Annotated in this window: 25 protein-coding genes and 2 pseudogenes; 10 read left to right on the top strand and 17 right to left on the bottom strand. The window is 70.8% G+C overall.

The genetic code is table 11. The features are described 5' to 3' along the window. Positions 1 to 217 precede the first annotated feature (217 nt). From CP976_RS24575 to cseC, 4 genes are all read left to right on the top strand, one after another. On the top strand, positions 218 to 757 hold the full coding sequence (locus CP976_RS24575; RefSeq protein ID WP_150482313.1) for a SigE family RNA polymerase sigma factor: 540 nt from the start codon (positions 218 to 220) through the stop codon (positions 755 to 757). Beyond that, positions 745 to 1,401 carry a hypothetical protein gene (locus tag CP976_RS24570; RefSeq protein WP_167537407.1) on the top strand — a complete coding sequence of 219 codons (657 nt, stop codon included), beginning with the start codon at positions 745 to 747 and terminating at the stop codon, positions 1,399 to 1,401. Before CP976_RS24575 ends, CP976_RS24570 begins: the two co-directional genes overlap by 13 nt. A 138-nt stretch (positions 1,402 to 1,539) precedes the next feature. Continuing rightward, on the top strand, positions 1,540 to 2,241 hold the full coding sequence (gene cseB, locus CP976_RS24565; RefSeq protein ID WP_086839347.1) for a two-component system response regulator CseB: 702 nt from the start codon (positions 1,540 to 1,542) through the stop codon (positions 2,239 to 2,241). A gap of 9 nt (positions 2,242 to 2,250) precedes the next feature. Then, positions 2,251 to 3,606: a two-component system sensor histidine kinase CseC gene (gene cseC, locus CP976_RS24560; RefSeq protein WP_150482312.1), complete on the top strand. Its 1,356-nt coding sequence runs from the start codon at positions 2,251 to 2,253 to the stop codon at positions 3,604 to 3,606. A gap of 13 nt (positions 3,607 to 3,619) precedes the next feature. Here cseC and CP976_RS24555 read toward each other — a convergent pair whose 3' ends face one another. The 3 genes from CP976_RS24555 to CP976_RS24545 all read right to left on the bottom strand — a co-directional run bounded on the left by CP976_RS24555 (position 3,620) and on the right by CP976_RS24545 (position 6,266). After that, positions 3,620 to 4,066 carry a VOC family protein gene (locus CP976_RS24555; RefSeq protein ID WP_086839351.1) on the bottom strand — a complete coding sequence of 149 codons (447 nt, stop codon included), beginning with the start codon at positions 4,064 to 4,066 and terminating at the stop codon, positions 3,620 to 3,622. Positions 4,067 to 4,128: 62 nt separating this feature from the next. After that, positions 4,129 to 4,563 (bottom strand): helix-turn-helix transcriptional regulator, encoded by a 435-nt coding sequence (locus CP976_RS24550; protein ID WP_020270120.1) that lies wholly within the window; start codon positions 4,561 to 4,563, stop codon positions 4,129 to 4,131. A gap of 107 nt (positions 4,564 to 4,670) precedes the next feature. Next, positions 4,671 to 6,266, bottom strand: a complete 1,596-nt coding sequence (locus CP976_RS24545) for an MDR family MFS transporter (protein ID WP_150482311.1) — start codon at positions 6,264 to 6,266, stop codon at positions 4,671 to 4,673. 124 nt (positions 6,267 to 6,390) lie between these two features. Between CP976_RS24545 and CP976_RS24540 the strand changes: the two genes are divergently transcribed. Next, a complete protein-coding gene (locus CP976_RS24540) occupies positions 6,391 to 6,987 on the top strand; it encodes a TetR/AcrR family transcriptional regulator (protein ID WP_150482310.1) in 597 nt (198 codons plus the stop codon). Positions 6,988 to 6,993: 6 nt separating this feature from the next. On the opposite strand, the gene CP976_RS24535 is transcribed toward CP976_RS24540, so the two are convergent. Beyond that, the gene (locus CP976_RS24535) at positions 6,994 to 7,707 is read right to left on the bottom strand and encodes a M23 family metallopeptidase (protein WP_150482309.1); all 714 of its coding nucleotides are present in this window, start codon (positions 7,705 to 7,707) and stop codon (positions 6,994 to 6,996) included. Between the two features lie 440 nt (positions 7,708 to 8,147). On the opposite strand from CP976_RS24535, the gene CP976_RS24530 reads away from it, so the two are divergent. Beyond that, the gene (locus CP976_RS24530) at positions 8,148 to 8,780 is read left to right on the top strand and encodes an HAD family acid phosphatase (protein ID WP_150482308.1); all 633 of its coding nucleotides are present in this window, start codon (positions 8,148 to 8,150) and stop codon (positions 8,778 to 8,780) included. A 65-nt stretch (positions 8,781 to 8,845) separates the two neighbouring features. Here CP976_RS24530 and CP976_RS24525 read toward each other — a convergent pair whose 3' ends face one another. Continuing rightward, entirely contained in the window at positions 8,846 to 11,371 is a 2,526-nt protein-coding gene (locus CP976_RS24525) for an ATP-dependent Clp protease ATP-binding subunit (RefSeq protein WP_059423420.1), read from the bottom strand. Between the two features lie 430 nt (positions 11,372 to 11,801). Here CP976_RS24525 and CP976_RS24515 point away from each other — a divergent pair. Both CP976_RS24515 and CP976_RS24510 read left to right on the top strand, forming a co-directional pair. Further along, positions 11,802 to 12,353: pseudogene (locus tag CP976_RS24515) on the top strand (SCO3374 family protein); the annotation flags it as partial. Between the two features lie 717 nt (positions 12,354 to 13,070). Beyond that, positions 13,071 to 13,307 (top strand): annotated as a pseudogene (locus CP976_RS24510) (SCO3374 family protein); the annotation flags it as partial. A 9-nt stretch (positions 13,308 to 13,316) separates the two neighbouring features. On the opposite strand, the gene CP976_RS24505 reads toward CP976_RS24510, so the two are convergent. The 10 genes from CP976_RS24505 to CP976_RS24460 all read right to left on the bottom strand — a co-directional run bounded on the left by CP976_RS24505 (position 13,317) and on the right by CP976_RS24460 (position 21,749). Continuing rightward, positions 13,317 to 13,652, bottom strand: coding sequence for a histone-like nucleoid-structuring protein Lsr2 (locus tag CP976_RS24505; protein WP_010048839.1), 336 nt, complete (start codon positions 13,650 to 13,652; stop codon positions 13,317 to 13,319). Between the two features lie 278 nt (positions 13,653 to 13,930). Next, complete coding sequence (locus tag CP976_RS24500; protein WP_086839362.1) at positions 13,931 to 14,464, bottom strand: amino-acid N-acetyltransferase; 534 nt, start codon at positions 14,462 to 14,464, stop codon at positions 13,931 to 13,933. A 9-nt stretch (positions 14,465 to 14,473) separates the two neighbouring features. Then, complete coding sequence (locus CP976_RS24495) at positions 14,474 to 15,004, bottom strand: BlaI/MecI/CopY family transcriptional regulator (RefSeq protein WP_229875347.1); 531 nt, start codon at positions 15,002 to 15,004, stop codon at positions 14,474 to 14,476. Between the two features lie 177 nt (positions 15,005 to 15,181). Continuing rightward, positions 15,182 to 15,370: a hypothetical protein gene (locus CP976_RS24490; protein ID WP_150482307.1), complete on the bottom strand. Its 189-nt coding sequence runs from the start codon at positions 15,368 to 15,370 to the stop codon at positions 15,182 to 15,184. A gap of 18 nt (positions 15,371 to 15,388) precedes the next feature. Beyond that, positions 15,389 to 16,090, bottom strand: coding sequence for a hypothetical protein (locus CP976_RS24485; protein ID WP_150485488.1), 702 nt, complete (start codon positions 16,088 to 16,090; stop codon positions 15,389 to 15,391). Positions 16,091 to 16,317: 227 nt separating this feature from the next. Continuing rightward, on the bottom strand, positions 16,318 to 17,115 hold the full coding sequence (locus tag CP976_RS24480; RefSeq protein ID WP_059414627.1) for a type III pantothenate kinase: 798 nt from the start codon (positions 17,113 to 17,115) through the stop codon (positions 16,318 to 16,320). Between the two features lie 17 nt (positions 17,116 to 17,132). Next, positions 17,133 to 18,107 (bottom strand): carboxylating nicotinate-nucleotide diphosphorylase, encoded by a 975-nt coding sequence (gene nadC / locus CP976_RS24475; RefSeq protein ID WP_150482306.1) that lies wholly within the window; start codon positions 18,105 to 18,107, stop codon positions 17,133 to 17,135. A gap of 5 nt (positions 18,108 to 18,112) precedes the next feature. Continuing rightward, positions 18,113 to 19,834, bottom strand: a complete 1,722-nt coding sequence (locus tag CP976_RS24470) for an L-aspartate oxidase (RefSeq protein WP_150482305.1) — start codon at positions 19,832 to 19,834, stop codon at positions 18,113 to 18,115. Beyond that, a complete protein-coding gene (gene panC, locus CP976_RS24465; protein WP_150482304.1) occupies positions 19,831 to 20,823 on the bottom strand; it encodes a pantoate--beta-alanine ligase in 993 nt (330 codons plus the stop codon). The genes CP976_RS24470 and panC overlap by 4 nt, the downstream gene beginning before the upstream one ends. Continuing rightward, on the bottom strand, positions 20,823 to 21,749 hold the full coding sequence (locus tag CP976_RS24460) for a Rossmann-like and DUF2520 domain-containing protein (protein ID WP_086854128.1): 927 nt from the start codon (positions 21,747 to 21,749) through the stop codon (positions 20,823 to 20,825). Before CP976_RS24460 ends, panC begins: the two co-directional genes overlap by 1 nt. A 161-nt stretch (positions 21,750 to 21,910) precedes the next feature. Between CP976_RS24460 and CP976_RS24455 the strand changes: the two genes are divergently transcribed. Further along, positions 21,911 to 23,113, top strand: coding sequence for a threonine aldolase family protein (locus tag CP976_RS24455; RefSeq protein WP_150482303.1), 1,203 nt, complete (start codon positions 21,911 to 21,913; stop codon positions 23,111 to 23,113). Here the strand turns inward: CP976_RS24455 and CP976_RS24450 are convergent. After that, positions 23,106 to 23,309, bottom strand: coding sequence for a hypothetical protein (locus CP976_RS24450; RefSeq protein ID WP_150482302.1), 204 nt, complete (start codon positions 23,307 to 23,309; stop codon positions 23,106 to 23,108). The genes CP976_RS24455 and CP976_RS24450 overlap by 8 nt on opposite strands. Positions 23,310 to 23,467: 158 nt before the next feature. On the opposite strand from CP976_RS24450, the gene CP976_RS24445 reads away from it, so the two are divergent. Further along, positions 23,468 to 24,574, top strand: coding sequence for a DUF5937 family protein (locus CP976_RS24445; RefSeq protein WP_150482301.1), 1,107 nt, complete (start codon positions 23,468 to 23,470; stop codon positions 24,572 to 24,574). A 19-nt stretch (positions 24,575 to 24,593) separates the two neighbouring features. Here the strand turns inward: CP976_RS24445 and CP976_RS24440 are convergent, their stop codons facing one another. Beyond that, the gene (locus tag CP976_RS24440) at positions 24,594 to 25,262 is read right to left on the bottom strand and encodes a response regulator (protein WP_150482300.1); all 669 of its coding nucleotides are present in this window, start codon (positions 25,260 to 25,262) and stop codon (positions 24,594 to 24,596) included. Positions 25,263 to 25,278: the final 16 nt, after the last annotated feature.

Genomic DNA, 25,278 nt, shown 5'->3' with positions numbered 1-25,278 from the left:
ATCAACCCCAACACGCCCACTGCCATGCCCCGTTCCCCCGTCCGTTACACAACCGACGGACAGCCGAGTGCTAGCCGAAGGCTGCTTCGGACAGTGCCGTGACAACGCCTCCGTACCTTCAATTTCGTTCCCGGAAGACACGGGACCACCAAGGAACACAGGCAGTGCACGGACGGCGGGGAGCCGGCCGTAACGGGGAAGCGGAAGGCGGTTCACCATGGCGCAGGGCGAGGTGCTCGAGTTCGAGGAGTACGTCCGCACTCGGCAGGACGCGCTGCTGCGCAGTGCCCGCCGTCTGGTCCCGGACCCGACGGACGCGCAGGACCTGCTCCAGACCGCGCTGGTACGGACGTACGGCCGCTGGGAGACCATCGAGGACAAGCGGCTGGCGGACGCCTACCTGCGCCGGGTGATGATCAACACGCGAACGGAGTGGTGGCGGGCCCGCAAGCTGGAGGAGGTGCCGACCGAGCAGCTCCCGGACGCCTCGGTCGACGACGCCACCGAGCAGCACGCGGACCGCGCCCTGCTGATGGACATCATGAAGGTGCTCGCCCCGAAGCAGCGCAGTGTCGTCGTGCTGCGACACTGGGAGCAGATGTCCACAGAGGAGACGGCCGCCGCCCTCGGCATGTCGGCCGGAACGGTCAAGAGCACGCTGCACCGGGCGCTCGCCCGGCTCCGCGAGGAGCTGGAGTCCCGCGATCTGGACGCACGCGCGCTGGAGCGTGAGGAGCGGGAGCGGTGCGCGGCCTGACCGGCGAGGGGTCTGCACGGCCCCGGGCCAGCATCCAGGCGGTGAGTACGGCGCTGGCCGTGCTCGCCGCCCTCGGCCTTTTCGCGTCCGCGTGCGGCGCGGGCGGCACCGGCGCCCGTGACGAGGGCCCGGCGCACTCCGACTCGGTGGCAGGGGCCGCCGCCGCCACACCGTCCGCCGCGCCGTCGAAGACGCCCGACACGGTCGACGCCGTCCGGCTCGTCAAGGACGACCCGAAGGTCTCCCCCGAGGTGAAGCGCGAGCTGAAGCCGTGCGTCGCCGACGAGTACCCCGTCGACGTGTCCTACGGCAACATGACCGGCGGGTCCGCCGACGATGTCGTCGTCAACGTGCTGACCTGCGGTGACGCGGTGGGTGTCGGCAGTTACGTGTACCGCGAGCAGGACGGCTCGTACCAGAATGTGTTCAAGGCCGAGGAACCCCCGGTCTACGCGGAGATCGACCGCGGCGACCTGGTCGTGACCAAGCAGGTGTACGACAAGGGCGACCCGGTGTCGAGTCCCTCCGGGGAGAACGTGATCACGTACCGCTGGACCTCCGGCCGGTTCGACGAGGAGTACCGCACGCACAACGACTACGGGAAGGTCGTCGGCGACACCCCCACGCCGGAGCCCGCGAGCTGACCCGGGCGCGAGGGCGCGTGAACCGATCGGGCCGCTCGGACCGATCCCTCGGTGAACGCATCACATGGACCGTGCGTCCCTCAGAGAGAACACGACAGAACGCACCCCACGAATCACACGAGGACTGAGAGCACCGGGATGGCAGACCAGACCCACGTCCTGTTCGTCGAGGACGACGACGTCATCCGTGAGGCCACGCAGCTCGCCCTGGAACGGGACGGCTTCGTGGTCACCGCCATGCCCGACGGACTGTCGGGCCTGGAGGCGTTCCGGGCGGACCGCCCCGACATCGCGCTGCTGGACGTCATGGTTCCCGGCCTCGACGGGGTCAGCCTGTGCCGCCGTATCCGGGACGAGTCGACCGTGCCGGTCATCATGCTGTCGGCGCGGGCCGACTCCATCGACGTCGTGCTGGGTCTGGAGGCGGGGGCCGACGACTATGTGACCAAGCCGTTCGACGGTGCCGTCCTGGTCGCCCGGATCCGCGCGGTGCTGCGCCGGTTCGGGCACGCGGGCGGCGGCCGGGCCGAGGAGCCGGCCTCGCCACCGAACGGCGGGGTGCTGACCTTCGGGGACCTGGAGGTCGACACCGAGGGCATGGAGGTCCACCGGGCCGGGCAGCCGGTGGCGCTGACGCCGACCGAGATGCGCCTGCTGCTGGAGTTCTCCACGGCGCCGGGCACGGTGCTCTCCCGCGACAAGCTGCTGGAGCGGGTGTGGGACTACGGCTGGGGAGGGGACACCCGCGTCGTCGACGTGCACGTGCAGCGGCTGCGGCAGAAGATCGGCCAGGACCGTATCGAGACGGTCCGCGGCTTCGGCTACAAGTTGAAGGCCTGAGCAGGGGATATGAGGGGGCACTTCCGGCGCCTGGTCGCCACGGGCTTGGAGCGGGCGGGGATCCGCACGGGCCTCAGATGGAAGCTGAGCGCGGCCATCGCGCTGGTCGGGGCGCTGGTGGCGGTCGCGCTGAGCCTGGTCGTGCACAACGCCGCCCGGGTGTCGATGCTGGACAACGCGCGCGACCTCGCCGACGAGCGCATCATGATCGCCCAGCGGAACTTCGAGCTGTCCGGGCGGATGAACTTCCCCAACACCAAGATCGACGACCCGAACCTGCCGGCGGCGCTGCGGGACCGGGTCGAGGCGGGCCAGCGGGCGACGTACGTGGCGGACCGGCCCGGTGACGTGCCCGACATATGGGCCGCCGTGCCGCTGAAGAACGGGCATGTCATGTCCCTGCACTCGGGCTTCACGGACCGCAGCTCGGACATCCTCCAGGACCTCGACCAGGCCCTGCTCATCGGCTCCATCGCGGTCGTCCTCGGCGGCAGCGCGCTCGGCGTGCTCATCGGCGGGCATCTCTCGCGGCGGCTGCGCAAGGCGGCCGTGGCGGCCCATCAGCTCGCGGGCGGCGAGACGGACGTGCGCGTGCGGGACGCCATGGGCGGGGTCGTCCGGGACGAGACCGACGACCTGGCGAGCGCGGTGGACGCCATGGCGGACACACTGCGCCAGCGGATCGAGGCCGAGCGGCGGGTCACCGCCGACATCGCGCACGAGCTGCGCACACCGGTGACCGGGCTGCTGACCGCCGCGGAACTGCTGCCGCCGGGGCGCCCGACCGAGCTGGTGCTGGACCGGGCGAAGGCGATGCGCACGCTCGTGGAGGACGTGCTGGAGGTGGCCCGGCTGGACGGGGCCTCCGAGCGGGCCGAGCTCCAGGACATCATGCTGGGCGAGTTCGTCGCCCGGCGGGTGGCTGCCAAGGACCCGGACGTCGAGGTGCGGATCGTGCACGAGTCGGAGGTCACCACCGACCCGAGGCGCCTGGAGCGGGTGCTGTTCAACCTGCTCGCCAACGCGGCCCGGCACGGCAAGCCGCCCATCGAGGTCACCGTCGAGGGCCGGGTCATCCGGGTCCGCGACCACGGGCCCGGCTTCCCCGAGGACCTGCTCGCCGAGGGGCCGAGCCGCTTCCGCACCGGCAGCAAGGACCGGGCCGGGCACGGCCACGGCCTCGGTCTGACCATCGCGGCCGGCCAGGCCCGGGTGATGGGCGCCCGGCTGACCTTCCGGAACGTCCGCACACCCGGGACACCGGAGCATCTGCCCGCCGAAGGCGCGGTCGCCGTGCTGTGGCTGCCGGAGCACGCGCCGACGAACACGGGGAGTTATCCGATGCTGCCGGGGTCGGGGACGTAGTCCCTCGCGGTGGTCAGCAGGTCCAGTCCTGGTCCAGGTCGAGTCCGCCCTCCCGGGGCTGCGTGAAGGAGAACCAGTTGCCGGAGTCGTCGCGGAACAGCGCCTCCGTGCCGTACGGGCGCTCCTGCGGCTCCTGGAGGAACTCCACACCCCGGTCCTTGAGCTTCTTGTAGTCGCCGTGGATGTCGTCGGTGGTCAGCACGCCCGCGCCGAGCGCGCCCTTCGTCACCAGCTTCCGGACCATCTCGGCGGACTCTGGGTCCATCGCGGGCCCGCCGGGCACCATCAGCGTGAGCTCGACGTCGGGCTGGTCGGGCGAGCCGACGGTGAGCCAGCGCATGCCGCCCTCGCCCATGGTCATGTCCGTACGGACCTCCAGGCCCAGTTTCTCGGTGTAGAACTCCTTGGCCCGGTCCTGGTCGAGGACCCAGACGGTCGAGATGGCGAGACCCTTGATCATGGCGTGCTCCTGCTGGTCGGGGCCGGTTCGTGCGTGCCCTGCCACCGTAGGCAGCGGGGGTGTCAGCCCGCTTCTCCGGAATTGCGCTGCTGCCCTGGGCCGGGTGCCGACCGGAAGCCGCCGGCCCACAGCATGGCGTAGCAGCCCGGTATGAGTGCCGCTCCGCGGCCCACGTGCTTCGTCCGGTACTCGCTGGGCGTCAGGCCGGTCCACGCCTTGAACCGGGCCGAGAACGTGCCCACGCTGCTGAAGCCGACCAGGTGGCAGATCTCCGTCACCGAGAGGTTCGCCGTGCGCAGCAGGTCCTCGGCGCGTTCTATGCGGCGGTGCGTGAGGTACTGCCCGGGGGTCTCGCCGTACGCCTCCTTGAAGGCGCGGATGAAGTGATACCGCGAGTACCCGGCGTGTGCGGCCACGGCGCCCAGGTCCAGGTCCGGATCGGCCCAGTCCCGGTCCATGGCGTCCTTGGCCAGGCGCACCTGCCGCATCTTGTCCATGGATCCGATGGTGGCACGGGGGTCTGACAGTGAGGTCTGTGCGACCGGACCGCATGACGAAGGCCCCCGGGGTTCTCCGCCCCGGGGGCCTTCGTCATGCGGCCGGGTCAGACGGCCTCCGCCACGGGCGGCTGCGTCGCCGGGGCGTCCGGCTCGTCCTCCGCCTTCGGCCCCGCCCCCTTGAGCGGGACCTCCTTGACGAACACGGCCGCCACCAGGGCAACCACCGCCACCACGGCTCCCAGCAGGAACGCCGAGTGCGTGCCGGCGGACACCGCGTGCTGGTACGCCTCCCGGACCAGTACCGGAAGCTTCTCCAGGCTCTTGGCGTCGAGCTGTGCCGACTGCTCGGTGATCTTGGAGCCCAGCGCACCGCCCCGCTCGGACATGACGTCCTGGACGCGGTTGTTGAACAGCGCGCCCATGATCGCGACGCCGAAGGAGGAGCCGAGGGTGCGGAAGAGGGTGGTGGACGAGGACGCGACGCCCATGTCCTTCATCTCCACGCTGTTCTGCGCGACCAGCATCGTGATCTGCATCAGGCAGCCCATGCCGAAGCCGACCACGGCCATGAAGACGCCGGACGTGAACCGCGAGGTCCCCGTGTCCATCGTGGACAGGAGGTAGAGGCCGACGGTCATCAGGACGCTGCCGAGAATCGGGAACACCTTGTACCGGCCGGTGTTCGTGGTGACCCGTCCGGCGACCATCGAGGTCACCAGCATCGCGCCGAGCATCGGCAGGAGGAGCAGCCCGGAGTTCGTCGCGGAGGCACCCTGCACGGACTGCTGGTACAGCGGCAGGAACAGCGTCGCGCCGAACATCACGAACCCGGTGATGAAGCCGATGACCGACATCAGCGTGAAGTTGCGGCTGCGGAAGATGTGCAGCGGCACCACCGGCTCGGCCGCCTTGGTCTGCCAGAACACGAACCCGACGAGTGCGGCGACCCCGATGCCGATCAGCTCCATGATCCGCGCGGATGTCCAGGCGTACTCCGTGCCGCCCCAGGTGGTGACGAGCACGATCGCGGTGATGCCGACGGTCAGCAGGGCGGCGCCCAGGTAGTCGATCCGCGCCTCGGACCGCTTCTTCGGCAGGTGCAGCACGACACTGACGGCGACCAGCGCGACCACGCCGAGCGGCAGGTTGATGTAGAACGCCCAGCGCCAGCCCCAGTGGTCGGTGATCGTGCCGCCGACCAGCGGGCCGCCGATCATCGCCAGCGCCATGACGCCGGCCATCATGCCCTGGTACTTGCCACGCTCCCGGGGCGGGATCAGGTCACCGATGATCGCCATGACGCCGACCATCAGACCGCCGGCGCCGAGGCCCTGGATCGCGCGGAAGCCGATCAGCTCGCCCATGTTCTGGGCCATGCCGCTGAGCGCCGAGCCGATCAGGAAGAGGACGATGGAAGACATGAACATGCCCTTGCGGCCGTACATGTCGCCGAGCTTGCCCCACAGCGGGGTGGAGGCCGCGGTCGCGAGCGTGTAGGCGGTGACCACCCACGAGAGGTGTTCGAGGCCGCCCAGTTCACCGACGATCGTCGGCATCGCCGTACCGATGATCATGTTGTCGAGCATCGCGAGCATCATCGCGATCATCAACGCGAGCAGCACGACCCGCACGCTCTTCGGCCGTTTCCCCCCGGTGTCGGTGTCGGCGCCGACCGCCGGTGTGTCCGTCGTGTCCGCCATCGCTTTCCCACTCCCCCAGCTACCGCTACTTACTTGCCGACCGGCTAGTGACTACACTCGGAAGCTAGCCGCGGAACTAGCCGGGCGTCAAGTAAGTTTTATGGAAAGGGAGCGGCGTAGGAGGATGGGCGGCACCATGGACGGCACCAGGAAGCGGCGCCGCGGGGACACCCGCCAGCGCATCCAGGACGTGGCCCTCGAACTCTTCGCGGACCAGGGCTACGAGAAGACCTCCCTGCGCGAGATCGCGGAACGCCTGGAGGTCACCAAGGCGGCGCTCTACTACCACTTCAAGACCAAGGAAGAGATCCTCGTCAGCATCTTCGAGGACCTCACGAAGCCGATCGAGGAACTGATCGAGTGGGGGCGGCAGCAGCCGCACACGCTCGACACCAAGCAGGAGATCGTCCGCCGTTACGCGGAGACCCTGTACGGCGCCGCGCCGCTGTTCCGCTTCATGCACGACAACCAGGCGACGGTGCGGGAGCTGCGGATCGGCGACTCCTTCAAGGAGCGGATCCGCAGCCTGCGCGACATCATCATCGACCCGGACGCCGACATGGTCGACCAGGTGCGCTGCGTGAGCGCGATCTTCACGCTGCACGCCGGGATGTTCCTGCTCCAGGACCTGGAAGGCGACCCCGAGGACAAGAACAAAGCCGTCCGCGAGGTCGCCACGGACCTGGTGACCCAGGCCCACCGGGGAGCCCAGGGCTCCTAGGGATCGTCAGACCTTGACGCCCTTGGCGCGCAGGAACTTCACCGGGTCGACCGCCGAGCCGTAGTTGGCGGTCGTACGGATCTCGAAGTGCAGGTGCGGACCGCTCGAGTTGCCGGTGTTGCCGGACCGGGCTATCTCCTGGCCGGTCTTGACGACCTGGCCGATGCTCACCTTGACCTTCGACAGGTGGGCGTACTGCGAGTACGTGCCGTTGCCGTGCTTGATCACGACGGCGTTGCCGTACGCGGGGCCGTCACCGGCGCCGTTGCCGCCGGCCTTGACGACGGTGCCGCCGTGGGCGGCGACGACCTGGGTGCCGCTCGGCACGGCGAAGTCCTGCCCGCTGTGGGTGGACTGCCACATGCCGCCGTTCTGGGCGAAGCTCGCGGAGAGCTTGTACTTCTTCACCGGGTCGACCCAGGACGGCGTGGCCTTCTTCGCGGCCTTCTTCACGGCGGCCTTCTTGGCGGCGGCCGCCTTCTTCACGGCGGCGGCCTTGGCGGCCTTCTCGGCCTTCGCAGCCTCGGCCTTGGCGGCCTTGGCCTGGGCGGCGGCCTGCGCCTGGACGGCACTGGCGGCACCGGACGCGGCCGTGGTGTCGGCGGCGGACGCGACCCCGGCTCCCAGTGCGACCGAGACGCCGAGGCCGGCGGCCAGCACGGTCGCACGGGTGCGGAGCTGGGACGTACGGAAGGAACGGGACGTGACGCGCTGGGACATCGAAACCTCATGGGGAAGGGGACGGAGAAAACCACCCGGCGCACAGTCGCTCGCCGAATGGCCATCCCTTGGTAACCCGAAGTCCGACAAACTCCCAAAAGCGTGATCTACGGCCTAAGTTAGTAACTTAGGGCAGTGTTCTACGTCTCTTGACATGGCACTCATTCGGGACGAATCAGCGCACTACAGCGCACTTCACCCCGACCCACGGGCCAAGAATCCCTTTCCTCCCGACCCGTTCAGCACTATTCCGCCTAGTAACGGACATATCGCCTGTGCCGCATGTCACCGGGGACCCTCTTCGGCCATTCCGGAAATGTGGCGCACGCCTCTATGCACCTACCGTTCGGTAACCCTACGGTTCCCCTCGCGCCACCCTCGCCCACGAACATGCACACGACATGTTGACAGCGTCACGGACGTGAGAGGACCCCCACGACATGCAGACCCGACGCCCCTGGTTGCGCCGCGCATCAGTGACCGCCGTCTCGGCAGCCGCCCTCGTGGCGATGGCCGCACCGGCCGACGCCGCGGCCCCCGCCGGTGCCGCCACCGCGGTCACCACGGCCGCCGCCGCTGACGTCGACTACGCGACATGGCAGAAGGACTGCCAGGCGGTGATGGACCAGGCGCTGCCCTACCTGAAGCAGCGGATCGCGGCCGCCAAGCCGGGCGAGAAGCAGGCCATCGTCTTCGACATCGACAACACCACGCTGGAGACCGACTTCGGCTTCAGCTACCCGCAGCCGGCCAACAAGCCGGTCCTGGAGGCCGCGAGATACGCCCAGGAGCGCGGCGTCGCCCTGTTCTTCGTGACCGCCCGCCCGGACATCATCCACTCGTTCACCGAGTACAACCTGAAGCAGGCCGGCTACCAGGTCTCCGGCCTGTACGTCCGGAACTTCATCGACCTCTTCAAGAACGTCGCCGAGTACAAGACGGCCCAGCGCGTCGACGTCGAGAGGAAGGGCTACACGATCATCGCGAACATCGGCAACAGCGCCACCGACCTCTCGGGCGGCCACGCCGAGAAGACGTACAAGCTGCCGGACTACGACGGGCAGCTGTCCTGACGCAATAGGGCATGCAAAAGGGGCCGGTGCTCTCAGCACCGGCCCCTCTCACTCGACCGTGACGCTTACACGTCCTTGCTCAGGTTCGGACCCGTGCCACCGGCCGCCTGCTCGATCGGCGGGACGTCCGGCAGGGCCGACTTCTCCTCGCCGCGGAAGGTGAAGGTCTTGGTCTCACCCTCGCCCTCGGTGTCCACGACCACGATGTGACCGGGACGCAGCTCGCCGAAGAGGATCTTCTCGGAGAGGCTGTCCTCGATCTCGCGCTGGATGGTCCGGCGCAGCGGCCGGGCGCCCAGCACGGGGTCGTAGCCCTTCTTGGACAGCAGCTCCTTGGCGGACTGGGAGAGCTCGATGCCCATGTCCCGGTCCTTCAGGCGCTCGTCCACCTTGCCGATCATCAGGTCGACGATCTGGAGGATGTCGTCCTGGCTGAGCTGCGGGAAGACGACCACGTCGTCGACGCGGTTGAGGAACTCGGGCCGGAAGTGCTGCTTGAGCTCGTCCGAGACCTTGTTCTTCATGCGCTCGTAGTTGGACTTGGTGTCGCCCTGGGCCGCGAAGCCCAGGTTGAAGCCCTTGGAGATGTCCCGGGTGCCGAGGTTGGTCGTCATGATGATGACCGTGTTCTTGAAGTCCACGACCCGGCCCTGGGAGTCGGTCAGGCGACCGTCCTCCAGGATCTGCAGCAGCGAGTTGAAGATGTCCGGGTGGGCCTTCTCGACCTCGTCGAAGAGGACGACCGAGAACGGCTTGCGGCGGACCTTCTCCGTCAGCTGGCCACCCTCCTCGTAGCCCACGTAACCGGGGGGCGAACCGAAGAGACGCGACACCGTGTGCTTCTCGCTGAACTCCGACATGTCGAGGGAGATCAGCGCGTCCTCGTCACCGAAGAGGAACTCGGCGAGCGCCTTGGACAGCTCCGTCTTACCGACACCGGACGGGCCGGCGAAGATGAACGAGCCACCGGGACGCTTCGGGTCCTTCAGACCGGCACGCGTACGGCGGATCGCCTTCGACAGCGCCTTGACGGCGTCCTTCTGACCGATGACCCGCTTGTGGAGCTCGTCCTCCATGCGGAGCAGTCGGCTGGACTCCTCCTCGGTCAGCTTGAAGACCGGGATGCCCGTGGCCGTGGCGAGGACCTCGGCGATCAGCTCGCCGTCGACCTCGGCGACGACGTCCATGTCGCCGGCCTTCCACTCCTTCTCCCGCTTGGCCTTCGCGGCGAGGAGCTGCTTCTCCTTGTCGCGCAGGGAGGCGGCCTTCTCGAAGTCCTGCGAGTCGATCGCGGACTCCTTGTCGCGGCGGACACCGGCGATCTTCTCGTCGAACTCGCGCAGGTCCGGCGGCGCGGTCATCCGGCGGATGCGCATCCGGGAACCGGCCTCGTCGATCAGGTCGATCGCCTTGTCCGGCAGGAAGCGGTCCGAGATGTACCGGTCGGCCAGGGTGGCGGCCTGGACCAGCGCCTCGTCCGTGATGGAGACGCGGTGGTGCGCCTCGTACCGGTCACGCAGACCCTTGAGGATCTCGATCGTGTGCGGCAGGGACGGCTCGGCGACCTGGATGGGCTGGAAGCGGCGCTCGAGGGCCGCGTCCTTCTCCAGGTGCTTGCGGTACTCGTCCAGCGTGGTGGCACCGATGGTCTGGAGCTCGCCGCGGGCCAGCATCGGCTTCAGGATGGAAGCCGCGTCGATGGCGCCCTCGGCGGCACCCGCACCGACCAGCGTGTGCAGCTCGTCGATGAACAGGATGATGTCGCCGCGGGTGCGGATCTCCTTGAGCACCTTCTTCAGGCGCTCCTCGAAGTCACCGCGGTAGCGGGAGCCGGCGACCAGCGCGCCGAGGTCCAGGGTGTAGAGGTGCTTGTCCTTGAGGGTCTCGGGCACCTCGCCCTTGACGATGGCCTGGGCGAGGCCCTCGACGACGGCGGTCTTGCCGACGCCGGGCTCACCGATCAGGACCGGGTTGTTCTTCGTACGGCGGGACAGCACCTGCATGACCCGCTCGATCTCCTTCTCGCGCCCGATGACCGGGTCGAGCTTGGACTCACGAGCGGCCTGGGTGAGGTTCCGGCCGAACTGGTCGAGGACCAGGGACGTGGAGGGCGTGCCCTCGGCAGGACCGCCGGCGGTGGCGGTCTCCTTGCCCTGGTAACCGGAGAGCAGCTGGATCACCTGCTGCCGCACGCGGTTCAGATCTGCGCCCAGCTTGACCAGGACCTGGGCGGCGACGCCCTCGCCCTCGCGGATCAGGCCGAGCAGGATGTGCTCCGTGCCGATGTAGTTGTGGCCCAGCTGAAGAGCCTCGCGGAGCGACAGCTCCAGGACCTTCTTGGCACGAGGGGTGAAGGGGATGTGACCCGACGGGGCCTGCTGGCCCTGCCCGATGATCTCCTCCACCTGCTGGCGGACCGCCTCGAGCGAAATCCCGAGGCTCTCAAGGGCCTTGGCGGCGACACCTTCACCCTCGTGGATCAGGCCCAGGAGGATGTGCTCAGTGCCGATGTAGTTGTGGTTGAGCATCCGGGCTTCTTCCTGAGCCAGGACGACAACCCGCCGCGCGCGGTCGGTGAACCTCTCGAACATCGTTAATCGCTCCTCAGAGCGGTCAGGCAGTGGGGGGAACTTCCCCTCCCTGTCCTTCCGCAGCTTAGTCCCGCAAGCGGGGACCGCTCATTCCAACTGCCGACACCGTCCTTGGCCTCCTGACCCCGAACGCCGACATCTGCTCCAACCCGATGGTGCGAGACGATGTTCCCGCAGGCCAGGCAGTTACCCCCTTCGCCAGTACGCCCATGGCGAACGTGAGACGGCCTTTCCTGCGTGTCGCCCCCTCCCACTAGGGATGTCTTACCCGTACGGACCGGAAGTCCATGCCGAGCACCCCCGTTCCCTCCGCTACGGGCGAACAACCTTGCGCCTCCCCGCACCCCTCACGCACCCCCGTTTCGCCACTGTGTGCGCTCGATGCGACACCCACCGTAACCCGCACGCTCCTCCGGCTGTTGCACTTGGCATGTTCGGAGCCCCCGGCCCCATCCCGCTCCCCCGTCGGCCGCTCGACGCGAACTGCCGGGTCCGACGGTGGTACGAGAACGAACTGGGCTGGCCGACAGTGCCCGGCGATCATCTGCGGCTGGCGGTGGGGGTGCGCTACGACGTCCTGGACGTGCCTGCCGAGGCGGGACGAGCGGCCCTGCGGCACCTGGGGCCACACTCCCCGGTCGCCCTGCTCGGCGACCGGATGCGCCTCCTGGTGGCCCCGGGCAGCGCGGAGGAACTGCCCGGGCTGCTGGAGTGGCTGGAGTGGGGGACGCTGCCGCTCGACCTGACGGCGATCGGGCCGGGGGGTGCCATGGAGGCGCCGCGTCCGCCCTGGATGGAAGCGCCGGTCTTCGACGGGACGGAGGGCTCGATGCCGCCCCGTGCGGCGGACGCGCCGCTGTTTCGGGGGACGGACGGCTCGATGCCGCGCGTGAGGGGCGCGGGGCCGCACTGCGAGGCGGGCACGCCGCTGTTCCGGGGGGCGGGCGGCTCGGCATCGGGCGAGAGGGGCGGGCGGGCGCCGTGCAAGGTGGGCGCGCAGCTGTTCCGGGTGACGGACGGCTCGGCATCGGGCGAGTGGAGCGGACTGCCGCCGTGCGAGACGTACGCGCCGCTGTCGCGCGAGACGGACGGCTCGATGCCATGCCCGAGGGGCGGTCTCATGCCGAGGGAGACAGGCGGGGTGCCGCCTGATGAGACGAGCGCGTTGTTCTTCCGCGAGACGGACGGCTCGGTATCGCGGGAAAGGGGCAGCTCGATGCCGCGCGGAGCAGGCGGGCTGTCGGCTGACGAGCGGGACCGGCCGCCGGCCCACGAGACGGACGCGGCGTATTTCCGCGGCGCGGAAGGCTCGGTATCGCGGGAAAGGGACAGCTCGATGCCGCGCGGAGCAGGCGGGCTGTCGCGTGACGAGACGGACTGGATGCTGCCTCGCAGGACGGACGCGGCGTATTTCCGCGACGACGCGGACGGCTCGCCGCCGCGGGAAAGGGGCAGTCTGACGCCGCGCGGAGCAGGCGGGCTGCCGGCTGACGAGCGGGACCGGCCGCCGGCCCACGAGACGGACGCGGCGTATTTCCGCGGCGCGGATGGCTCGGTATCGCGGGCGGGGGGTGGACCGCTGCCGTGCGAGGCCTTGATGCCGGTGGCCGCCGGGAGGGGCGGGCCGCTGCCTCGTCAGGCGTTCGCGCCGTCGGCCCCCGAGACGGACGGCGCGTTGCACCCCGAGCCCGGCTTCTCCCGTGGCCGGCCGCTTCCCCTGGGCCGGTTCGGTTCCCAGGGGGCCGCTGTGTGGCTGCGGCCCCCCGAGCCGGGATGCGAGGTCGAGGCCTCGCTGCCGACGCTGTCGGCGTTGGGGGGCAGTGGAGACGCCCCCGATCTCGTGCGGCTGGTGAACACGGTGGCCGCGCAGTGCCACCGGCTCCGGCTGCGGCACGCGTGCGCGCAGCCGCCGGCCTTGCGTGCGCAGGGCCGGTAGTGCCGCTGTTCAGCCGTTGGCCTTCTCGTAGGCCTCGCGGATGGTCGCGGGAACACGGCCGCGGTCGTTGACCTCGTAGCCGTTCTCCTTCGCCCAGGCGCGGATGGCCGCCGTGTCCTGGCTGCCGCTCGAAGCCGCCCGCGCCTTTCCGCGCCCGCCCGAAGCACGGCCTCCGGTACGACGACCGCCCTTCACGTAAGGCTCGAGAAGGCCGCGGAGCTTGTCCGCATTGGCGGTGGTGAGATCGATCTCGTACGTCTTGCCGTCCAGCGCGAACGTCACGGTCTCGTCCGCCTCGCCGCCGTCGAGGTCGTCGACAAGAAGGACCTGAACCTTCTGTGCCACCGGATTTCCTTTCATCGATATCTTCAGGGCCGGGGTGTGCCGGCGTCCGCCGTATCACCGTCCCCTGTTATATGCAGTACTGCAGTACCTCGGAAAGCAAACCGCTTTTGCGGGAAAAACACAAACCCTCGGGAGAGACCGGCGGCCCCGCCTCCGCCCGGAAACGTGCGCGTTTCGGACATAGGGCACCCACGCAGGGCGGCGGTGCGGAATATGTCTTGACGAACCGGGCGGTCTTGCGACCGACTTGCGACTGGCTTGTGTGTCCGTCCTGGCGATCACAGATGCAGAAGCATCCGGCTGTTGCCCAAGGTGTTCGGTTTCACTCGTTCGAGACCGAGGAACTCCGCGACGCCCTCGTCATAGGAACGCAGCAGCTCCGCGTAGACATCGGTGTCGACAGGCGTCTCGCCGATCTCCACGAAGCCGTGCTTGCTGAAGAAGTCGACTTCGAAGGTCAGACAGAAAACGCGGCGAACGCCGAGCCAGCGGGCGGTGTGCAGCAACTTCTCCAGCAACTGGTGTCCGACACCCGCGCCCTTCAGGCCGGGCTTCACGGCGAGAGTGCGCACTTCCGCCAGGTCTTCCCACATCACGTGCAGGGCGCCGCAGCCGACGACCTCGGCGTTGTCGTCCCGTTCCGCGACCCAGAACTCCTGGATGTCCTCGTAAAGCGTCACCGTTGCTTTGTCGAGCAGGATGCCGCCGCGGACGTAGGCGTCAAGGAGGCGGCGCACGGCCGGGACATCGCCGGTACGGGCCCGCCGGACGGTGATGGCTTTTGCGGGGGCTTCGGGGCTCTTCGCGGACATGCCGGGACGCTATCGCCCGTCGGCGTCCTGAGCGGAGGCGGGGTTCTCCGGCGGTTCCGCCGGTTCCGTTCGTTCCCCCGGTTCGGTTCGTTCCGCAGGTTCGGTTCGTTCCGCAGGTTCCGTGCGTTCCGCCGGTTCCGAGCGTTCCGCTCGTTCGGCTGGTTCCGACGTTCCGGTCGGTTTCTGGGTTTCCGGTACCTGGACGATGCGTACGGCATCGCGGAGAGCCTCTCGCTGTTCCTCGCTCATCATGCCGAAGAAGGCGACGAGAGCCGCGGCGGGGTTGTCACTCTGCGACCAGGCGTCGTTCATCAGGGCGGCGGCGTAGGCGGCGCGTGTGGAGACCGCCTCATATCGATAGGCGCGGCCCTCCGCCTCACGGCGCACCCAGCCCTTCTGATGGAGATTGTCCAAAACGGTCATCACGGTGGTGTACGCGATGGACCGCTCCTTCTGAAGATCTTCCAGGACTTCTCGAACGGTCACCGGGCGGTTCCACTTCCACACCCGCGACATGACCGCGTCTTCGAGTTCTCCCAATGGGCGAGGCACACCTCAGAACAATAGTGGGAGATCTGGGTAATGGCGTGGCGGACGTGCGCTTCACGGCGAACGGGAGCAAAAAGGGCGTACGACTCGAAAGTGCGAGCCCGCGGAGGGGCGGCCGCACGAGTCGTACGCCGTCGGAGCGCTGCGCCGGGGGCGGCAGCGGTCGGGTCAGGCCTCGGCCTTCGGGGGCGCCACGGAGGACTCTCGGGCGACCTCCACGCGCGCGAGGGCGGCGTCGACGGCCGCGTCCTCCTTGGCCTTGTTGACGCCGCCCTGTGTCTTCACGATCACCCGGATCACACCGATGAAGAAGATGGCCATGACGACCGGGGGCAGGAGCGCGGAGACGTAGTCCATGGATCCAGAGTAGCCACGTCAGCCCGCGGCGAGCTGCTGGGGGTTCGCCGGGGGTGGCGGGCTGGGCTTGCGGCGCGGGAAGACCTCGCCCGGGGTGGGGATCGGGCGCCCGGGTTTCGGGGTGCCCGGGCCGGGGGCCGGGGCGGGCTTGGGAGCGGGCTTCGGAGCCGCCGGCTTTCGCGCGGGCTTCTTCTCGGGCTGCTTCCCCGGGGTGTCCTCGGCGGTGCCGGAGAGGCCTCCGGGGACGGGCAGGAGACGGAGTCGGGAGCGGGAGGCGGGGACGGTGGGGGTGCCTGGCGCGACCGCGCGAGCGGCGGGGTGAGCGGTCGGGCGCGCGATCGGCGAGGGGGCGTGCGAGCCGGTGCTTACGGCCTGCTGCCCGATGAGCCCGTGGCAGCGGTCCAGGAGGGCGGCGGCGGTGGGGTTGCCGCTCAGCGCGCGCAGGGCGGCGAGGTCGTCGGGGCGGGGGCGGTATCCGGCACCCAGTGCCTCGTCCAGGAGCGTGAGGTAGCCGGCGGCGGTGCCGGGGAGGGCGGCGCGGTACCGGCCGAGGTCGGCCACGAGGAAGGCACGCAGCCTGGCCCCCTCCCGCATCGCCTCGTCGAGCGACTCTGCGAGGCGGAGGCAGTCCTGGACGTCGTCGGCCGAGGCGGAGGTCGGGTGAAGGGCGAGGGCGAGAGCGCGGCGGAGCACACGCAGCTCCTCCACGCCGAACGCCATGCCGCCGCGGGATCCGTATGGCGTGGGCATGCTGCGACGATACGCGCTAATCAGACAAATCTGGCATAGCGGATGGGTGTGGCGCGGGGGACCACCCGGCTGGGCGGGGCCTGCGGGGTCGGTTCCGCGTAGCTGCGGGCAATCGTGCCGCCAAGGGCGGCACGATTGCCCCAGCGACAACGCCGAGTCGCACAACGCCCGCCCCCGCGCCACCGCCATGCCCCGGCTCACATACGCGACACGTTCCGCTCGTACACCAGCCGCAGCCCGATCAGCGTCAGCCACGGCTCGTGTTCGTCGATGACCGACGACTCGCCCAGGACCATCGGTGCCAGACCGCCCGTCGCGATGACCGTGACATCGTCCGGGTCGTCGGACAGCTCGCGGGCCACCCGGTTGACGACCCCGTCGACCTGGCCGGCGAAACCGTAGATGATTCCCGACTGCATCGCCTCGACCGTGTTCTTGCCGATGACGCTGCGGGGGCGGGCCACCTCGATCTTGCGGAGCTGGGCGCCGCGGACGCCGAGGGCCTCGACGGAGATCTCGATGCCGGGGGCGATGACCCCGCCGACGTACTCGCCGCGCGCGCTGACCGCGTCGAACGTCGTCGCCGTGCCGAAGTCGACGACGATCGCGGGGCCGCCGTAGAGCTCGACCGCCGCGACCGCGTTGATGATGCGGTCCGCGCCGACCTCCTTGGGGTTGTCCATGAGGATCGGGACGCCCGTCTTGACGCCCGGTTCGACCAGGACCGCCGGGACGTCGCCGTAGTAGCGGCGCGTCACCTCGCGGAGTTCGTGCAGGACCGAGGGGACGGTCGCGCAGATGGCGATGCCGTCGATGCCGTCACCCAGTTCGTCGCCGAGGAGCGGGTGCATGCCCATCAGGCCCTGGAGGAGGACCGCCAGTTCGTCGGCGGTGCGGCGCGCGTCCGTGGAGATACGCCAGTGTTCGACGATGTCCTCGCCGTCGAACAGGCCCAGGACGGTGTGGGTGTTCCCTACGTCGATCGTCAGCAGCATGACCCGTACCCGCTCCCCTACTCCGCCGGCCGCAGGTCCAGGCCGATGTCCAGGATCGGCGAGGAGTGGGTGAGGGCTCCGACGGCCAGGTAGTCGACGCCGGTGTCCGCGTACGCCTTGGCGTTGTCGAGGGTCAGGCGGCCCGAGGCCTCCAGGGCGGCGCGGCCCTGGACGATGGCCACCGCCTCCGCGCACTCGCCCGGCGTGAAGTTGTCCAGGAGGATCAGGTCGGCACCGGCGTCCAGGACCTCGCGGAGCTGGTCCAGGGTGTCGACCTCGACCTCGATGGGGACGTCGGGGAAGCGTTCGCGCACCGCCGTGAAGGCCTGGGCGACGCCGCCCGCGGCGACCACGTGGTTGTCCTTGACGAGGGCCGCGTCCGAGAGGGACATGCGGTGGTTGACGCCGCCGCCGCAGCGGACCGCGTACTTCTCGAGGGAGCGCAGGCCGGGCGTCGTCTTGCGGGTGTCGCGGACCTTGGCCTTCGTGCCGTCCAGGACGTCCGCCCACGCGCGCGTGGCCGTCGCGATGCCGGACAGACGGCACAGGATGTTCAGCGCGCTGCGCTCGGCCGTGAGGAGGTCGCGGGTGCGGGTGGTGACCGAGAGGAGCTTCTGGCCCGCCTCGACGCGGTCGCCGTCCTCGGCGTGGCGTTCGATCGCGAGTTCCTCCTCGCAGACGACCGAGATCACCGCTTCGGCGATCCGCAGCCCCGCCACGACGCCCGCCTCGCGGGCCGTGAAGTCGGCGGTGGACACCGCGTCCTCGGGGATCGTCGCCACGGTCGTCACGTCCACGCCGTGGGCCAGGTCCTCCTGGAGGGCCACGTTGGCGATGTCCTCGACCTCGACGGGGTCGAGGCCGGCGTCGGCCAGGAGCTGGGCGAGTGCGGGGTCCAGGCCGCACTCCAGGTACGCCTCGCCGTCCGCGCCGCAGGCGCAGCCGTCACCGCAGCCTCCGGACGAGGCGAGGGGAAGGTCGGGGGTGCTCACGTCGGTCACTGCTCCTGAGGGGCCTGGGGAGGAAGGGTCGAAGGGAAGTGTGTGGTGTCCGTGGTGTGCACGGCCAGGGTGCGGTCGGGGTTCAGGCGTACGACGATGTGGCGCCGCCAGGTGGTGTCGTCGCGCTCGGGGCGGTCCTCGCGCCAGTGGCAGCCCCGGGTCTCCTCGCGCAGCCGGGCCGCGGTGACCAGGACGCGGGCCACGCACAGCAGGTTGGTGGCCTCCCAGGTGTCGACGCCCGCCTCGGCGGTCTTGCCGTTCTCGGCGAGGGCGTCGCGGGCGTCGGTGTGGAGCTGCTGGAGCTGGTCGCCGGCCTTGGTGAGGGACTCCGCCGAGCGCAGGACGCCGGCCCCGTTGGTCATGATCCGCTGGATCGTGAAGCGGGCCTCCGGGGTGAGCAGGGGGTGCTCGGGGGTCTCCGGGTAGGGCAGGGGCCGCGGCACGCGCGCGTGGAGGCCGGTTTCCGCGTGGCTCGCGGCGATGTCGGCCGCGATGCGCTCGGCGTAGACGAGGCCTTCGAGGAGGGAGTTGGAGGCCAGGCGGTTGGCGCCGTGCACGCCGGTGCAGGCGACCTCGCCGCACGCGTACAGGCCGGGGACGGTCGTACGGCCCCGGGAGTCGGTGCGGACGCCGCCGGAGGCGTAGTGGGCGGCCGGGGCGACGGGAATGGGCTCGGTGACCGGGTCGATGCCGTGGGCGCGGCAGGCGGCGAGGATCGTCGGGAAGCGGTGTTCCCACATGTCGGCGCCGAAGTGCCGGGCGTCGAGGAACATGTGCTCGGCGTCCTGCTCCTGCATGCGGCGCGTGATGCCCTTGGCGACGATGTCCCGGGGGGCGAGTTCGGCCAGTTCGTGCTGCCCCTGCATGAAGCGCACGCCGTCGGCGTCGACCAGGTGGGCGCCCTCGCCGCGGACCGCCTCGGAGACCAGCGGCTGCTGGCCCTCCGCGTCGGAGCCCAGGAAGAGGACCGTCGGGTGGAACTGGACGAACTCCAGGTCGCTCACCTCGGCGCCCGCGCGCAGCGCCAGGGCCACGCCGTCGCCCGTGGAGACGGACGGGTTGGTCGTCGCCGAGAAGACCTGGCCCATGCCGCCGGTCGCCAGGACCACCGCGGGGGCGTGGACCGCGCCCACGCCGTCGTGCTGGCCTTCGCCCATGACGTGCAGGGTGACGCCCGCCGTGCGGCCCTCGGCATCCGTGAGGAGGTCCAGGACGAGCGCGTTCTCGACCGTGCGCAGACCACGCGCGCGCACCGCCTCGACCAGGGCCCTGGAGATCTCGGCACCGGTGGCGTCGCCGCCGGCGTGGGCGATGCGGCGGCGGTGGTGGCCGCCCTCGCGGGTGAGTTCCAGGCCGCCCTCTGAGGTCTCGTCGAACTGGGCGCCGGTCTCGATGAGGCGGCGTACGGCGTCGGGGCCCTCGGTGACGAGGATGCGGACGGCTTCCTCGTCGCACAGGCCCGCGCCCGCGACCAGGGTGTCGTCCAGGTGCTGTTCGGGGGTGTCGCCGTCACCGAGGGCCGCGGCGATGCCGCCCTGGGCCCAGCGGGTGGAGCCGTCGTCCAGGCGGGCCTTGGTGACGACGACGGTGGTGAGGCCGGCCGCCTCGCAGCGCAGGGCGGCGGTGAGGCCGGCGACGCCGGAGCCGACGACGACCACGTCCGCGGAGAGGGACCAGCCGGGGGCGGGTGCGTGCAGTCGTATGCCTGTGCTGGTCACGAGGCGGCTCCGAAGGTGAGGGGAACGTTGTCGATCAGCCGGGTCGTCCCGACCCGGGCGGCGACGGCGAGGACCGCCTCGCCGGTGAAGTCGTCCCCGATCTCGGTGAAGTCGGACGGGTCGACCAGGGCGAGGTAGTCCAGCACGAGCGGCGGGTCGAGGCGGGCGGCCTCGTCGAGGACCTGGCGGGCGGCCGCGCGGACGGCGGCCGGGCTGCCCGGGACGGCCGTCGCGACGGCGTGCGCGTCCGCTGCCGCACGGGACTCCCCTATGGCGCTGAGGGCCTCGGCACGCGCGCGTGTGGCGGGCACTTCGCGGGCCCGGGCGCGCAGCGCCTCCTGCGCGGCGTGCCGGTCCTGGCCCGCGAACAGCGCACCGGACAGCGCGAGGGCGGTGCGCCGCTCGGCGGGCGAGAGGTAGCGGTTGCGGCTGGACAGGGCCAGGCCGTCCTCCTCGCGGACGGTGGGCACGCCGACGATCTCCACGCCGAAGTTCAGATCCCGCGCCATGCGGCGGATCAGGGCGAGCTGCTGGGCGTCCTTCTGGCCGTACAGGGCGACGTCGGGGCGGGTGAGGTGGAGCAGCTTGGCGACGACCGTGAGCATGCCGTCGAAGTGGCCCGGGCGGGAGGCGCCCTCCAGCCGCTCGCCCATGGGGCCAGCGGTGATGCGGACCTGGGGCTCGCCGCCGGGGTAGACCTCGTCGACGGCCGGGGCGAACACGACGTCCGCGCCCGACTCCCCGGCCAGCTTCACGTCGGCGTCCAGGGTGCGCGGGTAGCGGTCGAGGTCCTCGCCCGCGCCGAACTGGAGCGGATTGACGAAGACGGTGACGACGACCTCGCCGTCCGGCCCGGCGATGGTTCGCGCGGTGCGGATCAGCGTGGCGTGGCCCTCGTGCAGCGCGCCCATGGTCATCACCACGGCGCGACGGCCCGTACGCGTGCGTGCGTGCAGTTCACCGGCGGTGCTGAGCAGGGTGGTGGTCATCAGGCGTCCCCTTCGGTGCCGTCGGTCCCGTGGGCGAGTACCCCGAGGAGGTCCTCGGCGAGCTCCGGCTTGAGCAGGCCGTGGGCCAGGGCCCGGTCGGCGGTCGCGCGGGCCATCGCCAGGTAGCCGGCGACGGCCTGCGGGGCGTGCCGGCGCAGCTCGGTGACGTGCGCGGCGACCGTGCCCGCGTCCCCGCGCGCGACCGGGCCGGTGAGGGCCGCGTCGCCGGAGCGCAGGGCGTTGTCCAGGGCCGCGCCGAGCAGCGGGCCGAGCATCCGGTCGGGGGCCGCGACACCGGCCGTGCGCAGCAGTTCCAGGGACTGGGCGACCAGGGTGACCAGGTGGTTGGCGCCGAGGGCGAGGGCCGCGTGGTAGAGCGGCCGGTTCTCCTCGGCGATCCACTCCGGCTCGCCGCCCATCTCGATGACCAGGGCCTCGGCGGCCATCCGCAGTTCCTCGGGCGCGGTGACGCCGAAGGAGCAGCCGGCCAGCCGCTGGACGTCCACGGGCGTGCCGGTGAAGGTCATCGCGGGGTGCAGGGCCAGCGGCAGGGCGCCCGCGCGCAGGGCGGGGTCGAGCACCCGCGCGCCGTACCGCCCGGAGGTGTGCACGAGAAGCTGTCCCGGCCGTACGGACCCGGTGTCGGCGAGGCCCGCGACCAACTCGGGCAGGGCGTCGTCCGGAACGGTCAGCAGGACCAGCTCGGACCGCTGGAGGACCTCGGCGGGCGGCATCACCGGCACGTCGGGCAGCAGTTGCGCGGCGCGGCGCCGGGAGACCTCGGAGACCGCCGAGACGGCGACCGGGCGGTGCCCGGCGAGCTGGAGGGACGCGGCCAGTGCGGGTCCCACGCGACCGGCGCCGACGACGCCGACGGTGAGCCGCGCGGGGCGGTCCTTGGGGTCTGGCTGTGGGGTTGTGTTCACTCGACGGCGGCCTTCCCGTTCCAGTCCGCTCCGGGTACCGGACGATTTCTCGTCATGTTAACGCGATCGGTTCGAGGGACGTTCGGTTGTCCACAGGGTGTGCGTTCAGGCAGGGAAAAACCGGGTGTCCGCCCGCACCCGCGCGCGGGATGATCCGGGCCATGAGTGACACGGCGGAACAGGCGGAACGGGACGAGCAGGCGACCGGGCAACTGGCGGACGAGGACCGGAGGTCACGGCTCCGGGAGCGGCGGCTGGCCGCCCACCGGGGCGCACGGCGGGTGTTCGCGCGCTTCGGCTTCCACAAGACGCTCCGGGAGCGGCTGGCGGAGCTGGACGGGGCGGAGGGCCTGTACGACCTGGACGAGCTGTCCGACCTCTACGGCGACGGCGTCGTCGAGGCGCTGGAGGCGAAGGTCGCCGGACTGCTCGGCACCGAGGCCGCCGCGTTCTTCCCGACGGGGACGATGGCCCAGCAGGTGGCGCTTCGCTGCTGGGCGGGCCGCACGGGCGACCCGACCGTCGCCCTGCACGCGCTCAGCCATCCCGAGGTGCACGAGCGGAACGCGTTCAGCGAGGTCGGGCGCCTGCGGACGGTGCGCGTGACGAGCGAGCCGCGGCTGCCCACCGCCGCCGAGGTACGCGACTTCGAGGAGCCCTTCGGGGCGTTGATGCTGGAACTGCCCCTGAGGGACGCGGGTTTCGTGCTGCCCTCCTGGGAGGAGCTCACCGAGGTGGTGGCGGCCGCGCGGGAGCGGGACGCGGTGGTGCACTTCGACGGGGCGCGCCTGTGGGAATCCACGGTCCACTTCGGCCGGTCCCTGGAGGAGATCGCGGGTCTGGCCGACAGCGTCTACGTGTCGTTCTACAAGTCCCTGGAGGCTTTCGGCGGCGCTGCGCTGGCCGGGCCCAGGGAGCTGGTGGAGGAGGCGAAGGCCTGGCGGCACCGCTACGGCGGCGAGGTCTTCCAGCAGTTCCCGACAGTCCTGTCCGCGCTGGTCGGACTGGAGCGGGAGCTGCCCCGGCTGCCGGAGTACGTCGCCCACGCGCGCGTGGTGGCCGCCGCCCTGCGCGAGGGCTTCGCGGCGGCCGGGGTGCCGTGGGTGCGCGTGCACCCGGAGGTGCCGCACACCCACGACTTCCAGGTGTGGCTGCCGTACGACGCCGGCGTCCTCGCGGAGGCGGCGGTGCGGACGGCCGAGGAGACCGGCACCGTCCTGTTCGGCTCCGGCTGGGACCGGGGCGGTCCGGGTCTGGCGGTCACGGAGGTGCATGTGCGGTCCGCCGGGGTGGAGTGGACCGCCGAGGACGTGAAGACCGCGGTGGCGGAGTTCGTGGCCCGGCTGCCGGAGGAGGTCAGGTAGAGCGCCGCCGCCACCGGTTCAGGGCGTCCCGGAACCGGTGGCGGGCCGGCCGGCCCGCCATGACCGCCCGGAACTGCCGTTCGTCGCGCCACTCGCGTACGACCTGCCAGTCGTGCGCGCCGGGTGCGGGCGGGGCGGGCTCGCCGAGCCGGCGGGCGCGGTAGGTGTCGAGGAGGTGCTGCTGCGTGATGCTCATGGTGGATCGCCTCTGCGGGACGGGGTGATGGAGGTCCGAAGGCTCCGCGGCTGCCCCGGTGGTCCCACAGTGCGCCCGCGCCGGATGCGGCGTCGCGTCGATTGACGAGGCCCGTCAATCGACGGGGCGTTGTCAGTGGCGGGGTGCACCATGAGGGCATGAGCGTGCACATCGACATCACGGGGCTGCGGCCGGAGCAGGTCGCCGTCGTGCCCTCGCCCCTGGCCGAGCTGGGCATGGCACTGCACGCGCTGTCCGAGCCGGGGCACCACCCGGGCCTTCAGGGCTGGGTGACGGGCGTGACCGCCCGGCTCGACCCGCACCTGGCCGACCGGATGTGCGAGGCCGACTTCCTGTGGCGGACGACGTTCTCGGACCTGTTCCTGCCGTACGCCGGCCTCCCGGGCCAGGGCACACTGCCGTGCACCACCCTCGCCGAGGAACTGGACCTGCTGGACAAGCTGACGGACGAACAGTTCGTCGACGCGGCACTGGAGTTCACCTGTGCCGTCGGATACGGCTCGTGCGGGCCCACCGCGCTGTCCGACCCCGAGGTGCGCCGCCGGTCTCTGGACCTGGCCGCCGCGCGCGGGCCGCAGCAGCTTCGGTTCGGCGAGCGGCTGCTGGCCGACCCGCCCAGGATCCGGGCCTGGCTGCGGCAGTTCCTCCAGGACTGCGACGAGGCGTTCTTCGCGGAGGCCTGGTCCCGGCTGCGTCACCAGCTCGCGGCGGACGCCCGCCACAAGACGGACCTCCTCAGACACCGGGGCCTGGCCGAGGCGCTCGCCGCGGTGTCCCCCGCGGTGACGCTCGACGAGGCCGCCGCCGACATCAAGGTCGACAAGCTGGGCGACGGCCGCACGGCCACGGGTGACAACGGCCTGCTGCTCGTCCCGACGAGCCTGGGCTGGCCGCACCTCATGGTCCTGTACCGGTACGGCTGGCAGCCGGTGCTGCACTACCCGGTCGGCTCCCCGGGGCTCGCCGCCCCGCCCACGCTGGAGCAGCTGGCCCTGCGCATGACCGCCCTGTCCCATCCCGTGCGCATGCGCATGTGCCGCTATCTGGCCCGCAGCGCGTACACCACAGGCGAGCTGGCGCAGGTGCACGGCATGACGGCCCCGGAGATATCCCGCCATCTGGCCGTGCTGAAGAAGGCGGGCCTGGTCACCACCCGGCGCCGCGGGCGCTACGTCCTGCACCAGCTGGACGTGACGGCGGTGGCCCGGCTCGGCAGCGAGTTCCTGGAGGGGATCCTCAGATAGCAGCCCCCTGGCGGACGGCTCAGCCGTGCCCGCCGGCCCGCACCAGTCCCGTCTCGTAGGCCAGCACCACCACCTGCACCCGGTCCCGGAGCCCCAGCTTGGTGAGGATGCGGCCCACGTGCGTCTTCACGGTCGCCTCCGACAGCACCAGCCGGGCCGCGATCTCGCCGTTGGACAGGCCCTGCGCGACCAGCACCATGACCTCCCGCTCGCGCTCGGTGAGCCGCTCCAGCTCCTTGTGCTGGGGCTGCTTGGTGCCCGGCAGCATCGGCGCGAAGCGGTCCAGGAGCCGCCGGGTGGTGGAGGGCGCGACGACCGCGTCACCGCTGTGCACGGCGCGGATCGCGGCGAGGAGCTCCCCGGGCGGCACGTCCTTGAGCATGAAGCCGGAGGCGCCCGCCTTCAGCCCGGAGAAGGCGTACTCGTCGAGGTCGAAGGTGGTCAGGATGAGCACCTTCGGCGGGTCGGTGTCCGCGCAGATCCGGCGGGTCGCCTCCACACCGTCGAGCTTCGGCATGCGGACGTCCATCAGCACCACGTCGACCTCGGTCGAGCGCAGTTCCTGGAGGGCCTCGACCCCGTCGCCCGCCTCCGCCACGACATCCATGTCCGGCTGGGCGGCCAGCACCATCCGGAAACCGGTGCGCAGCAGCACCTGGTCGTCGACGAGCATCACGCGGATCGTCATCGGGGCCTCTTCCATG

It is taken from the genome of Streptomyces coeruleorubidus (genome assembly GCF_008705135.1).
Lineage (GTDB): Bacteria > Actinomycetota > Actinomycetes > Streptomycetales > Streptomycetaceae > Streptomyces > Streptomyces coeruleofuscus.
The sequence above is the reverse complement of the archived record's forward strand: the minus strand, read 5'-3'. Positions and strand labels throughout refer to the sequence as shown.

Coding starts and splice junctions, on each gene's coding strand:
- cseC (WP_150482312.1), top strand. CDS start 2,251: ATGAGGGGGCACTTCCGGCGCCTGGTCGCCACGGGCTTGGAGCGGGCG.
- cseB (WP_086839347.1), top strand. CDS start 1,540: ATGGCAGACCAGACCCACGTCCTGTTCGTCGAGGACGACGACGTCATC.
- CP976_RS24480 (WP_059414627.1), bottom strand. CDS start 17,115: ATGCTGCTGACGATCGACGTAGGGAACACCCACACCGTCCTGGGCCTG.
- CP976_RS24550 (WP_020270120.1), bottom strand. CDS start 4,563: ATGGACAAGATGCGGCAGGTGCGCCTGGCCAAGGACGCCATGGACCGG.
- CP976_RS24440 (WP_150482300.1), bottom strand. CDS start 25,262: ATGACGATCCGCGTGATGCTCGTCGACGACCAGGTGCTGCTGCGCACC.
- CP976_RS24545 (WP_150482311.1), bottom strand. CDS start 6,266: ATGGCGGACACGACGGACACACCGGCGGTCGGCGCCGACACCGACACC.
- CP976_RS24490 (WP_150482307.1), bottom strand. CDS start 15,370: ATGGACTACGTCTCCGCGCTCCTGCCCCCGGTCGTCATGGCCATCTTC.
- CP976_RS24540 (WP_150482310.1), top strand. CDS start 6,391: ATGGGCGGCACCATGGACGGCACCAGGAAGCGGCGCCGCGGGGACACC.
- CP976_RS24445 (WP_150482301.1), top strand. CDS start 23,468: ATGAGCGTGCACATCGACATCACGGGGCTGCGGCCGGAGCAGGTCGCC.
- CP976_RS24530 (WP_150482308.1), top strand. CDS start 8,148: ATGCAGACCCGACGCCCCTGGTTGCGCCGCGCATCAGTGACCGCCGTC.
- CP976_RS24500 (WP_086839362.1), bottom strand. CDS start 14,464: ATGTCCGCGAAGAGCCCCGAAGCCCCCGCAAAAGCCATCACCGTCCGG.
- CP976_RS24525 (WP_059423420.1), bottom strand. CDS start 11,371: ATGTTCGAGAGGTTCACCGACCGCGCGCGGCGGGTTGTCGTCCTGGCT.
- CP976_RS24450 (WP_150482302.1), bottom strand. CDS start 23,309: ATGAGCATCACGCAGCAGCACCTCCTCGACACCTACCGCGCCCGCCGG.
- CP976_RS24575 (WP_150482313.1), top strand. CDS start 218: ATGGCGCAGGGCGAGGTGCTCGAGTTCGAGGAGTACGTCCGCACTCGG.
- CP976_RS24485 (WP_150485488.1), bottom strand. CDS start 16,090: ATGGCGTTCGGCGTGGAGGAGCTGCGTGTGCTCCGCCGCGCTCTCGCC.
- CP976_RS24455 (WP_150482303.1), top strand. CDS start 21,911: ATGAGTGACACGGCGGAACAGGCGGAACGGGACGAGCAGGCGACCGGG.
- CP976_RS24535 (WP_150482309.1), bottom strand. CDS start 7,707: ATGTCCCAGCGCGTCACGTCCCGTTCCTTCCGTACGTCCCAGCTCCGC.
- panC (WP_150482304.1), bottom strand. CDS start 20,823: ATGACCACCACCCTGCTCAGCACCGCCGGTGAACTGCACGCACGCACG.
- CP976_RS24555 (WP_086839351.1), bottom strand. CDS start 4,066: ATGATCAAGGGTCTCGCCATCTCGACCGTCTGGGTCCTCGACCAGGAC.